At 61.2% G+C, this 12,246-nt stretch carries 12 protein-coding genes; 9 read left to right on the forward strand and 3 right to left on the reverse strand.

The window, feature by feature from the left end:
- Positions 1 to 21 precede the first annotated feature (21 nt).
- Positions 22 to 1,254: an ABC transporter substrate-binding protein gene (locus IM739_RS01915; RefSeq protein ID WP_237369581.1), complete on the reverse strand. Its 1,233-nt coding sequence runs from the start codon at positions 1,252 to 1,254 to the stop codon at positions 22 to 24.
- 151 nt (positions 1,255 to 1,405) lie between these two features.
- Between IM739_RS01915 and IM739_RS01920 the strand changes: the two genes are divergently transcribed.
- Positions 1,406 to 2,329, forward strand: a complete 924-nt coding sequence (locus tag IM739_RS01920) for a helix-turn-helix domain-containing protein (RefSeq protein ID WP_237369582.1) — start codon at positions 1,406 to 1,408, stop codon at positions 2,327 to 2,329.
- Positions 2,330 to 2,347: 18 nt separating this feature from the next.
- On the opposite strand, the gene IM739_RS01925 is transcribed toward IM739_RS01920, so the two are convergent.
- Positions 2,348 to 3,235: a GntR family transcriptional regulator gene (locus IM739_RS01925; protein ID WP_237369583.1), complete on the reverse strand. Its 888-nt coding sequence runs from the start codon at positions 3,233 to 3,235 to the stop codon at positions 2,348 to 2,350.
- Positions 3,236 to 3,303: 68 nt separating this feature from the next.
- Here IM739_RS01925 and IM739_RS01930 point away from each other — a divergent pair, with 68 nt between their 5' ends.
- The 8 genes from IM739_RS01930 (at position 3,304) to IM739_RS01965 (ending at position 11,530) form a co-directional block, all read left to right on the forward strand.
- On the forward strand, positions 3,304 to 3,468 hold the full coding sequence (locus tag IM739_RS01930) for a hypothetical protein (RefSeq protein ID WP_237369584.1): 165 nt from the start codon (positions 3,304 to 3,306) through the stop codon (positions 3,466 to 3,468).
- Positions 3,469 to 3,478: 10 nt separating this feature from the next.
- Positions 3,479 to 5,011: a UxaA family hydrolase gene (locus tag IM739_RS01935; protein WP_237369585.1), complete on the forward strand. Its 1,533-nt coding sequence runs from the start codon at positions 3,479 to 3,481 to the stop codon at positions 5,009 to 5,011.
- A 29-nt stretch (positions 5,012 to 5,040) separates the two neighbouring features.
- Positions 5,041 to 6,060: an aldo/keto reductase gene (locus IM739_RS01940; RefSeq protein WP_237369586.1), complete on the forward strand. Its 1,020-nt coding sequence runs from the start codon at positions 5,041 to 5,043 to the stop codon at positions 6,058 to 6,060.
- Positions 6,061 to 6,069: 9 nt separating this feature from the next.
- On the forward strand, positions 6,070 to 6,516 hold the full coding sequence (locus tag IM739_RS01945; protein WP_237369587.1) for an RbsD/FucU family protein: 447 nt from the start codon (positions 6,070 to 6,072) through the stop codon (positions 6,514 to 6,516).
- 212 nt (positions 6,517 to 6,728) lie between these two features.
- The gene (locus tag IM739_RS01950; RefSeq protein WP_237369588.1) at positions 6,729 to 7,715 is read left to right on the forward strand and encodes an ABC transporter substrate-binding protein; all 987 of its coding nucleotides are present in this window, start codon (positions 6,729 to 6,731) and stop codon (positions 7,713 to 7,715) included.
- A 114-nt stretch (positions 7,716 to 7,829) separates the two neighbouring features.
- Positions 7,830 to 9,383, forward strand: coding sequence for a sugar ABC transporter ATP-binding protein (locus IM739_RS01955; protein ID WP_237369589.1), 1,554 nt, complete (start codon positions 7,830 to 7,832; stop codon positions 9,381 to 9,383).
- A 63-nt stretch (positions 9,384 to 9,446) separates the two neighbouring features.
- Complete coding sequence (locus IM739_RS01960; RefSeq protein WP_237369590.1) at positions 9,447 to 10,418, forward strand: ABC transporter permease; 972 nt, start codon at positions 9,447 to 9,449, stop codon at positions 10,416 to 10,418.
- Positions 10,419 to 10,495: 77 nt separating this feature from the next.
- Positions 10,496 to 11,530 carry a zinc-binding alcohol dehydrogenase family protein gene (locus IM739_RS01965; protein ID WP_237369591.1) on the forward strand — a complete coding sequence of 345 codons (1,035 nt, stop codon included), beginning with the start codon at positions 10,496 to 10,498 and terminating at the stop codon, positions 11,528 to 11,530.
- Positions 11,531 to 11,589: 59 nt separating this feature from the next.
- Here IM739_RS01965 and IM739_RS01970 read toward each other — a convergent pair whose 3' ends face one another.
- Positions 11,590 to 12,195: an alpha/beta hydrolase gene (locus IM739_RS01970; RefSeq protein ID WP_237369592.1), complete on the reverse strand. Its 606-nt coding sequence runs from the start codon at positions 12,193 to 12,195 to the stop codon at positions 11,590 to 11,592.
- Positions 12,196 to 12,246: the final 51 nt, after the last annotated feature.

Raw genomic sequence — 12,246 nt, forward strand, 5'->3', positions numbered from 1 at the left:
GCGCAGGGAGGACCTTGGTCCTTACTTGTAGACGCGGGCACGCACCTTTTCGAGCCGCTCAAGAATGCGGTCGAGATTGTCGGGCTTGACCATGAATTCCTGGAAGCCTTCCATGCCCGCCTTCGCCATTTCGGCCTGGGCGTCACGATCGTAGAACTGCGCCAGCGCATGGGCGTTGGACAGCATCGTGAAGCCGGCATCGAGGAACACATCCTTCGGCTTCTCGGCAGTATTGTTGACCGGCAGCTGGCCGAGCGTCGCATTCATCTTGGTCTGAACCGCCGGAGACGCGAGATAGGCCAGGAACTTCTTGGCGTCTTCCTTGTTCTTTGCACCCGACGGAATGTGGAACGTGTCGGTCGGAGCCTCTTCCGCCACCGGGATGCCGGGGGTGATTTCCGGGAACTGCAGGAAGCCGATCTGCTCTTCCTTAAGGCCGCCTTCCTTGAAGGTCGCGACGGCGAAGTTGCCCATCAGATACATGGCGGCCTTGCCCTGTACCAGTTGCGGCACGGCATCCTGCCAGTCGATCGCGGCGTGATTGTCGATGAAGTAACCGGCCTTGACCAGTTCACCCCACTTCTCGAACACGGCCTTTACACGCGGATCGGTGTAGGGAACCTTGCCCGAGGTCAGCTCCATGTGGAACTCGTAGCCGTTGACGCGCAGGTTCAGATAGTCGAACCAGCCGCCGGTCGGCCACAAGGCCTTGGTACCGATGGTGAACGGCGTGATGCCGGCAGCTTTCAGCTTTTCCGATGCCGCCAGCAGTTCGGCCCAGGTCTTCGGCGGGGTGATGCCCTGCTCGGCGAAGATGTCCTTGCGGTAGTAAATACCCCACTGGTAATACGTATAGGGCATGCCCCATTTCTTGCCGTCGATGGTCATCGACGGTGCCGACGACTTCAGCTGCTCGTCGAGGCCATTGGCCGTCCAGACATCGGTGACATCCTCGAACAGGCCAGCCTTGACGAAGGGCTCCATGCGGTTGCCGGCGTACCAAGCAACCACATCCGGCGCATCGGCCGTGAGGAAGTTGCGGATCGCTGACTTGTAGCCTTCGTGGTCGAAATTGTTCCACTTGACCGTCACATCCGGATTGGCCTTCTGGAAGTCGGCGATCAGCTCTTCCATTGCCTTCTTCGGCACCGGATCGGAATGGTCGGAATTGATGGTGATTTCGCCGGCAAATGCGGCAGTCGAGAACAGCGCTACGGAGAGCGCGAGCCCGCTCAGGCTCTTGAAAAGGGTCATGTTTTCCTCCCTATGACCGGTATGCATCGCATATGGCAGAACTGGTGCGGTCCGGATCCCACCGGACATGCAGGTCAGCTCACCTTGATCATCAGCCGCAAAGCCGTAATAATCTACCGACTTTTTAGGTAACTTATCCGGGATCCTAAGCATGATGCCTCAGCAACCCGTTGTTCAGGACGAATCCGTCCCCGTTCATCCCGACCACGACCCGCGTCATCCGCTGGTGATCTTCGGTGACCATCGCTTTTGTGCCGGCGAAGCCCTTTTCGTCCAGCGCATGGCCGGTCCGCATATGCACAGCCAGATCGAACTCAATTTCGTCCTTGATGGTCATATGACCTACTGGTTCGACGGCCGCGAATTGACCGTCGGCAAGGGCCGCCTGTGCCTGTTCTGGGGCATGATCCCGCACCAGGTGATCGATCGCGCGGACGGAACCCGCTTCATATGCCTCTATGTGCCGATGTCCTTCTTCCTTGGGCTCGCCAATCTTACCCGATTTCGCGACGCGGTGTTTCGCGGCGCGATGATCGAGGCGACGGAACTTCGCCCTTACGACCGCGACATCTTCCTGCGCTGGCGCGAGGAGCTTCTGTCGGGCGACGAGGGATTGAGCGAAATCGTCCGCAACGAACTGACCGCTCGCGTGTTGCGCATAGAACGCGACGGCTGGCGCGACCTGCGCGAGGAAGGCTCGGCGATTGCCAGCCTCGGCCATAGCGACAGCGAAAGGGTGGAGAATGTCGAACGCATGCTGCGCTACATTGCCGAGCACGCGCTGGATGAAATCTCGGCCGAGGACGTCGGTCGCGATGCGGGTCTGCATCCTAACTATGCCATGTCCGTCTTCAAGCGCGCCGTCGGCCTGACGATCAACCAGGCGATTATCCGCCACCGCCTCGACACGGCCCAGTCGCTGCTGATTGCAACCGACCTGTCGATCACCGACGTCTCCTTCGAATCCGGCTTCGGCTCGGTGTCGCGATTTTATGAAGCCTTCAGCGATCGCTTCAACGAGAAACCGACTGCATTCCGCAAGCGCATGCGCTCAAAGGGCGGCGCTCCGACGTGATCCAGGGTCGCGGGCGCGTCACTCCGCATCCTGGATCGATTGCAGCAGCGTCTCGCGGGCGGATTTCAGATGCCGCCGGCAAGCCTCCTCGATCCGCCTCTCATCGCGTGAAAACAAGGCGTCGATATAGTCGAGATGCTCTTCGAGAGCCCGCGCATTGCGGGCGCGCGCATTGGTCTTGTTCCACTGGTAGTGATAGTGGAAGACGATCGAGATGATGTCGTAGAAATCGATGATGAACCTGTTGCTGGACGCCTTTTGAACCAGCAGATGGAAACGTTCGTCGAGTTCGGAGAATTCGGAATAGCGATTGTCGATATCCGCCAGCAATGCGCGGTGCTGGGCCTCGACCTCTTTCAGCTCGCCCCAGGCGGGGTGATCTTCATCCAGATGGCCAAATCGCGCCGCCGAGCGCAGTTCGAACATCTCACGCACCTCCGTCAGCTCCAGTGCGAACTCGCGGGTGAATCCCTTGAGCACCCAATGGCTGTTCGGCCGCTTTTCGATCAGCCCGAAACGGCTGAAACGGATCAGGAATTCGCGGACGCTCGTCGTCCCCGTGCCGATCTCGCGCGCCAGCTCCAGTTCATTGATCTGCATGCCCGGCTGCGCACCGCCGGCAAGGATGCGGCGCATGAAGCTGCGCTCGATGATCTCCGACAGGGAATCTGTTTCCTCGGACGGAAAATAATCGGTCTTGACCGGCCGTCTGAGGACCGTTTTCGCCCGCTTGTCCCAGACGATAAGGCCGGTTTCTCCAAGCCGTGTCAGCACCGCGCGCACGGTTGTCCGACTGACGCCGAGGATCCCGCCGAGCTCCGGTTCGGACGGCAGGCTGTCGGTCTCCCCGATCAGCTTCAGCGTGCGGTTATACGCATCCTTGAAGACGGTGTTTTGCTTGGCCATGTGTCTTGCCGTGTCTGGGTTGGTTGCGCCGCCGAATCCGACATCCGGGGCCGTGCCCCGATCTACCCTTGATCGGCAGCAAAGAGAACCATCAAGCGCAAAGGCTTGAAAATTCTGAATTTCCCGAAGTTTCAATCATCTCCCGTTCTGCCGGCCATGCGCTTTTCTGCTTTGTCCGCATCATGGCCATTGACGTCAATCTGTCTATTGTAGATAAAAGACAAAAGCAATGATCCGACTTCAATGTTGGGCTATAGGGAGAAAGAACGGGTGAGCAAGACTGCCTGCATTCTGCTGTCTGCAGACGACAATGTCGCTGTCACGACCATCGCAATCGAAGCCGGCGAAGTGCTTCCCGGCGGCGCGTTGGCGCGCACCAGGATCGACCCCGGCCACAAGGTTGCCGTCCGCGACATTCGCAAGGGTGAGCCGGTGGTGAAATATGCCCAGGCCATCGGTCGTGCGACCAGCGACATTGCCGCCGGTGATCATGTCCATTCCCACAACCTTGCCTTCGATGAGGATCGCCTGTCCGTCACCGGCCTTGCCCAGCCGGAAGCAGCAACCCCGGCTGACAAGGCACGCACCTTCATGGGCTACCGTCGCGCCGATGGCCGTGCCGCGACCCGTAATTTCGTCGGCATCATCGCCAGCGTCAACTGTTCCACCACGGTCTGTCGGGCGATTGCCGAAGCGGCCAATCGCACCATCCTGCCGCACTACGACGGCATCGACGGGTTCGTCCCGATCGTCCACGACCAGGGCTGCGGCATGAGCTCGACCGGCGACGGCATGCGCACCCTTCATCGCACGCTGGCCGGTTACACCCGTCATGTGAATTTCGCCGGCGTGCTGATGGTCGGCCTCGGTTGCGAGGTCAATCAGCTCACCCTTTACGGCCAGAGCGGCGCAGGCGCCGGAAAACGTCATTTCAACATCCAGGATGCCGGCGGTTCGCGCCGTGCGGTCGAAAATGCCCTTGGCATCCTGCGCGAAATCGCCGCCGAAGTCGGCACCGCGCGTCGGGAGCCGATCTCGGTCAGTGAAATCATCGTCGGCCTGCAATGCGGCGGCTCCGACGGTCTCTCCGGCATCACCGCCAACCCCGCACTTGGTGTCGCCGTTGATCTCCTCGCTGGTGCAGGCGGAACGGCCATCCTCTCCGAAACCTCCGAGATCTACGGTGCCGAACATCTTTTGCGCAGCCGCTCGGTCAACGACGCCGTTGCGGTCAAGCTCGACGGTTTGATTTCCTGGTGGGAAGCCTATGTCGCGCAGCACGGCGCTTCTCTCGACAACAATCCTTCGCCCGGCAACAAGAAGGGTGGCCTGACCACAATTCTCGAAAAGTCGCTCGGGGCCGTCGCCAAGGGTGGCCGCTCGCCGCTGACCGCCGTCTACAACTACGCCGAACGCGTCACGGAACACGGCCTCGTCTTCATGGACACCCCCGGCTACGATCCGGTATCGGCGACAGGCCAGGTTGCCGGCGGCGCCAATGTGATCGCCTTCACCACGGGCCGCGGCAGCTGTTTCGGCAGCCGCCCCGTGCCGTCGATCAAGCTGACCAGCAACACAGCACTATACCGGGCTATGGAAGAGGACATGGATATTGACTGCGGCGTGATCGCCTCGGGAGACATTTCCGTGTCGGCACTCGGCCGCGAGATCTTCGATCTGATCATCGACACCGCCTCCGGTCAGAAGACCAAGAGTGAGCTGTTCGGTTATGGCGACAATGAATTTGTGCCCTGGCATCTCGGCGCCACGCTCTGATCTGTAAAACAGAAACCCGGAAGAGAAGCATGAAGACCAGACGCATCGGCAAAACGACCCTGGACGTCACCGAATACAGCTTCGGAACGGCGCCACTTGGTGGCCTCTATCGCCCGTGCCCGCGCGAGGCTGGCCTGGCGACGCTCCAGGCAGCCTGGGACCACGGCATCCGCTACTTCGATACTGCCCCGCATTACGGCTTCGGCCAGGCCGAACGTTATGTCGGCGATTTCCTGCGCGACAAGCCGGAAGACAGCTACGTGCTCTCCACCAAGGTCGGTCGCCTTCTGGCACCGGTTCCACGCGATCAGATCCCCAATGTCGGCTTCGTCGATCCGCTGCCTTTCAAGCTGGTTTATGACTACAGCTATGACGGCATCATGCGATCGGTCGACTTCAGCTACGCACGGCTCGGCCTCAACCGCATCGATATCCTCTATGTCCACGACATCGGCGTGTACACGCATGGACGCGAAGCCAACGACCGCTACGTGAAGCAGTTGCGCGACGGCGGTTACAAGGCCCTCGACGAACTCAAGTCCTCCGGTGCTATCAAGGCCTTCGGTCTCGGCGTCAACGAAGTGCCGGCCTGCCTCGCGATGATGGCCGACATCGACATCGACGTCATCCTAATGGCGGGGCGCTACTCGCTGCTGGATCGCTCGGCCGTCGAGGAATTGCTACCGCTCTGCGAGAAACGCGGCACGTCGATCACCGCGGGCGGCGTCTTCAATTCCGGCATCCTGGCGACCGGCGTCGTCCCCGGCGCCCATTTCGACTATACGCCGGCAACCGACGAGATCATTGCCAAGGTTCGCGCCATGGAGGAGGTAGCCAAGGCCGCGGGAAGGCCGCTCGCCGAGTATGCCTTGCAATTCCCGCTGCAGCACCCGGCCGTCGCCTCCGTCATCATCGGGACCGCAAAGCCGGAAAGCCTGAACCGCAACATGGCGCTGACCGAGGAAGAACTGCCCGCTTCCGCCTTCGCGCCCTTCGAGCCTCACACCCTGGTCGCCCCGCCGCTCGGCGATGTGCCGGTCCGCGAATAGGAGTATGCCATGCTGAAGGGAATTCATCCTCTGCTTGGACCTGAACTGCTTCACGCCATAGCCACCATGGGCCATGGCGACGAAATCGTCATCGCCGATGGCAATTTCCCCTCGAGCACGATCGGGCCGCCCGTTGTGCGGGCCGATGGCCTCGGCGCCGTGGCGGTCCTCGAGGCCATTCTCGCGCATATGCCGCTTGATCAGTTCGTCGACGAGGCAGCCTGGTACATGCAGATCGTCGGCGATCCCATCACCGTTCCGGAGATCTGCCAGGAGTTCGGCGCCATGGTCCAGCGCCTCAGCGGCGACTTCAAGCTGACATCGCTTGAACGCTTCGCCTTTTATGAGCGCGCCGCCAATGCGGCCTATATCGTCGCCACGACGGAGCTCAGGATCTATGGCAATATCATCTTGAAGAAAGGCGTCGTCTATCCGGAGGAAGTCCACCGCGTTTAGCCGCGGGCCCGTGCGGGCGAGCCTGCCGGAACGCCTGAAAAACAAGGCATCTGACGCAATGGGAGCTTGCGTTTTCTGCCCGCTTGATTTCTCCAGAATGCTGGAGTAGCGTGCCTCGGTAAAATGTTTTTTATCGATAAAAGATCGTCTCGGTCGCGTTCTGCGGGAAGATCTCACTGGAGGAACAGGACGCAAATTGAGAGGAGAACCACATGTCTATTCTGAACAGCATGACGCGCCGCGCCCTGATCGGGGTTGCCGGTGCTGCAATGATGGTATCGGCAATGCCGGCTGCGTCCTTTGCGCAGGACGTCACCATCCCGATCATCGTCAAGGACACCACATCCTTCTACTGGCAGATCGTGCTTGCCGGCGCTCGCGCCGCTGGCAAGGATCTCGGCGTCACCGTTCCGGAACTCGGCGCGCAGTCGGAATCCGACATCAACGGCCAGATCAGCATTCTTGAAAACGCCGTCGCCGGCAAGCCGGCTGCCGTCGTCATTTCGCCGACCGAATTCAAGGCGCTCGGCAAGCCGATCGATGAAGCCGCCAAGTCCGTTCCGATCATCGGCATCGACTCCAGCGCCGACTCCAAGGCATTCACCTCCTTCTTGACCACCGACAACGTCCAGGGCGGCCGCATCGCCGCCGATGGTCTTGCCGCGGCCATCAAGGAAGCCACGGGCAAGGAAGAAGGCGAAATCGCCGTCATCACCAGCCTGCCGGGCGTCGGTTCGCTCGACCAGCGCCATGATGGTTTCATGGAGCAGCTCAAGGCCAAGTATCCGGGCCTGACGGTCGTTGCCGACAAATATGCCGACGGCCAGGCAACCACCGGTCTCAACATGATGACCGACCTGATCACCGCGAACCCGAACCTTGTCGGCGTCTTCGCCTCCAACCTGATCATGGCGCAGGGCGTTGGCCAGGCGATCGCTGAAAACAAGCTCGGCGACAAGATCAAGGTGATCGGCTTCGACTCCGATGAAAAGACGGTCGGCTTCCTCAAGGAAGGCGTGCTCGCCGGCCTCGTCGTGCAGGATCCCTACCGGATGGGTTACGATGGCGTGAAGACCGCGCTTGCCGTTTCCAAGGGCGAGAAGGTCGAAACCTTCGTCGATACCGGCGCCAACCTCGTAACCAAGGCCAACATGGCCGAGCCGAAGATCGACGCCCTTCTGAACCCGAAGGTCAACTGATCCGATCTTTCGTCACGCGCGGCTCGCGTCGCGCGTGACTTTCATGCAGGGAGGGCAAAGCCTTGGGAGAAGGCCAGCCTGCTCTTGAGACAACCGCGATCGCGGGAGGAAACGATGACGGGACTGCACGATCTCAGCCACAGGCACGACGACACGCCGGAGCTTCTGGAGACGGACCGGATTCCACCGGGAACACCGATCCTCGAGCTTGTCGGCCTGCAGAAGAAATATGGCGCCGTCGAAGCCCTGAAACCCGCGACCATCACCTTCCTGGCAGGCGAGATCCACGCCATCGTCGGTGAAAACGGTGCTGGAAAATCCACCCTGATCAAGCTCCTGACCGGCGTCATCCCCCGCACATCCGGCGAGATCTGTTGGTGCGGCAAGCCCGTGCCGCTCGCCGACCCCAACGAGGCGATCCAGCGCGGCATCAATGCGGTGCATCAGGAAGTCGTCCTCTGCCCGCATCTTTCCGTTGCCGCCAATATGTTTCTTGGCGACGAGATGTCGTCCGGCGGCATCATGCGCAAGAGCGCCATGACCACGGCCGCTCAGAATGTCCTGGACGACCTCGGTTTCAATCTGCCCGCCGGCGAAACGCTGGCCAATCTCACCATCGGCCAGCAGCAGCTGGTCGCCACCGCCCGCGCCGCCATGCGCGGCATCCGTTTCCTCATCTTCGACGAGCCGACGGCTTATCTGACCCGCCAGGAATCGGCCCAGCTCTTCCGCCTGATCCGCCGGCTGCAATCCGAAGGCGTGACCATCGTTTATATCAGCCACCGCATGGAGGAGGTTTTCGAGCTGGCGGACCGCGTCTCGGTCCTGCGCGACGGCACCCATGTCGGTACCCGCCTGATTGGCGAGACCAACGATGCCGAGCTGATTTCCCTGATGATCAACCGCTCGATCGAGCAGATCTACCACAAGGAAAAGCTGCCGATCGGTGCGACAATCCTGGAAACGAAAGACCTCAGTGGTCCCGGCTTCAACGATGTGTCGATCACGGTTCACGCCGGCGAGATCGTCGGCCTTTACGGTCTGATCGGCGCCGGCCGCAGCGAATTTGCGCTTGGCCTCTATGGCCGTCAGCCCTGTTCGGCCGGGGAAGTCTACTGGGACGGCAAAAAGGTCACCATCAACAGCGAGCGCAAGGCCATGGACCTCGGCATTGCGCTCGCCCCGGAAAGCCGCCGTGACCAGGGCCTTTGTCTCAACCTGCCGATCGGCCTCAACATCAACCTGCCGGTCTTCAAGCGCTTGAGCCGTGGCCTGACCATCAGTCGCAAGCTCGAGACCACCAATGCCGACAAGCAGATCAACGACCTGAAGATCAAGACGCCGACCCGTGCGGTCCTCGCGTCCGCCATGTCCGGCGGCAACCAGCAGAAGATCGTCATCGGCAAGTGGCTGAGCCACGGCGCCCGCCTGTTCATCTTCGACGAACCGACCGTCGGCGTCGACGTCGGCACCAAGGCGGAAATCTACCGGCTGTTTGGCGAACTGCTGAAACAGGGGGCGGGCATCATCCTGATCTCCTCCTACCTGCCGGAAGTCTACGAACTCGCCGACCGCCTGCATGTCTTCAGGCAGGGCAGGCTGGTCGCCAGCCATGATTACCGGGCCGCCTCGCATGAGGACGTGCTGACCGAAGCGATCGGCGTGTAAAACCGCTTTCCATCCGGCATTGCCAGACGAACGACATCAAAAAAGACGACAGGGAGAACGACAATGAGCCTGGACACCACCGAAACCAAGGTCGCGCCAAAAAGGGGCATGAGCATCCTTTTCAGTCTGACCCTGCTCGGCCTCCTGTTGTTCCTCTGGTTGCTGCTGGCTTTTTCGACCAACAGCTTCTGGACACCCAACAACATCAGCAACTTGCTGCGCCAGGGTGCGATGACGGCTATCCTCGCCGTCGGCCAGACCTTCGTCATCATCACCGCCGGCATCGACCTGTCGGTCGGCGCGGTGGTCGGTTTTGCCAGTGTCATTCTCGCCTGGCTGCTCGCCGCCGGGGTGCCGCTCTGGATCGCCATGGGCATCACCCTCCTTGTCGGCGTGGCGATCGGCATGTTCCATGCTTTCGGCATCGTGCGCATGGGCCTGCCGCCGTTCATCATCACGCTGGCGACACTGACCTCGCTGCGCGGCATCGGCCTGCTGATCACCAATGGTTCGACCATCTCTATCTCGAACGACGCTTTCACCAATTTTGCCCGCGCCGATTTCCTCGGCGTGCCAAGCCTGTTCTGGATGGTCATCGTGGTCGCCATTCCGGCCTATGTGTTCCTGCATCTCAGCCGCTGGGGCCGTTATCTGTTCGCCGTCGGCTCCAACAGCGAGGCGGCCCGACTGTCCGGCGTCAACGTCAACCGGACGATCTATCTCGCCTATATCCTGTCTTCCACCTGTGCTGCCTTTGTCGGCATCCTGCTTGCATCCCGCATCGGCATCGGCAACGCCACGCAGGCCGAAGGCTGGGAATTGCAGGCCATCGCCTCATCGGTCATCGGCGGCACCAGCCTGTTCGGCGCGGTTGGTTCGGTCCAGGGTCCGCTGCTCGGCGCCTTCATTCTGGCAACGATCAACAACGGTGCCAACCTGCTGAACGTCAACTCGTTCTGGCAGCGCATCATCACCGGTGCCCTGATCATCCTGATCGTCTATTTCGACCAGTTGCGCCGCCGCGGCAGCCGCTGATCGCCACACGCACGGGAGCGGGTGTCCCCACTCTCTTTTTTCGACCAGACATCCCGGGTCTTCCGGAAGGACATACCATGAAAGCCGCGCTCTGCCTTGAACCGGGTCGCCTCGAAATCGTTGATCGGCCATCGCCGCAGACGCCAGCTCCGGGCTTTGCCCGCCTTGCGATAAGCCATGTCGGCATCTGCGGCACCGACTACCACATCTACGAGGGCAAACATCCCTTCCTCGCCTATCCCCGCGTCATGGGGCACGAAATCTCGGCGACCGTCGTCGAAGCCGGCCAGGGCGTCGATCTGGCGCCGGGCACGACGGTCATCGTCAACCCCTATATCGCCTGCGGCACCTGTATCGCCTGTCGCAAGGGCAAGCCGAATTGCTGCACGGCGATCAGCGTGCTCGGCGTGCATTCCGACGGCGCCATGTGCGAGGAAATCATCGTGCCTGCGGGCAATCTGTATCCGGCAAGCAATCTCTCGCTGGAATCGGCAGCAACGGTGGAGTTTCTCGCTATCGGCGCCCATGCCGTGCGTCGTGCGGCGATCCCGGCCGCTGGACAAGAGACGATCCGCGCCCTGGTGATCGGCGCCGGGCCGATCGGCCTCGGCACGGCAATCTTTGCCCGTATCGCCGGCCAGGACGTAACCTTGCTCGATACCAGCGCCGAACGGCTGTCCATGGCCGCCGAACGACTGGGCTTCACCTCGGGCATTCTGGCCGGTGACGGCGTCGTCGAGGCTGTATCGGCCCGGACGCAGGGCGACGGATTCGATGTCGTCTATGACGCCACAGGCTATCGCGGTTCGATGGAAAAAGCCTTCGCTTATGTCGCCCATGGCGGCAGCCTGGTTTTCGTCAGCGTCGTGAAGGAAGAGATCGTCTTCTCCGACCCCGAATTCCACAAGCGTGAAATGACCCTGATCGGCAGCCGCAATGCGACGAAGATCGATTTCGATCACGTGCGCGATTGCATCGCCCGGGGTCAGGTACCGATCGACCAGCTGATCACCCATCGCACAACGCTTGCCGATGTAGCAGAGGACCTGCCGCGCTGGGCAAGCGAGAAGACCGGACTGATCAAGGCGATCATACGGATAGGTAACGGATAGCCCCGGCAGGGCCGGTGAAGACAAAAGGCGGCACCGGCAAAACCGGTGCCGCCTTTGTATCATGCCCGAAGAAACGTGCTGATCGCCTCGATCTCGCCCTGCGAGATCTCGTGTCCACCCGGATGCAGCACGGTCTGGACGATCGCGCCCTGGCCTTCAAGATAAGCTGCAAGCGCTTCCGTCAGCGGCATCGGGCAGATCGGATCCCGCTGGCCCGCCGTGATCAGAACATGGCGGCCGGCAAGGCCCTGCTGCGCGGCCGGCGTCCACGGGATCAGCGGATGCATCAGCACGGCCCGATCGAACAGATCGGGCGCCTGGAACATCACCGAAGCCAGGATATTGGCACCGTTGGAATAACCAAGCGCCTGGAACGCGCGGCCCGGATACCGTTCCCTGTATGCCGCGACAAAGGCGATCATCGCATCCGTTCGCTTGGCCAGATCGGGCATGTCATAAACGCCCTCTCCCGTGCGACGAAAGAAGCGATTGGCGCCATATTCGGACACATCGCCGCGTGGCGAGACGATGCCAGCCTTGGGCTGGATGCGGGCAATCAAGCCGGGAAACTGCTGTTCGTCGCCGCCCGTGCCATGAAAGGTGAAGACGACCGGGGCATCACCCTCGGGCGCCTGATGCAGATGTTGATAGCTATCGATGGACATAAAAGATCCTCGCGCTGGAGAAATGTTCGATGTGGAGGTGCCGGCCTGATC

The organism is Rhizobium sp. SL42 (assembly GCF_021729845.1).
Taxonomy (GTDB): Bacteria; Pseudomonadota; Alphaproteobacteria; order Rhizobiales; family Rhizobiaceae; genus Allorhizobium.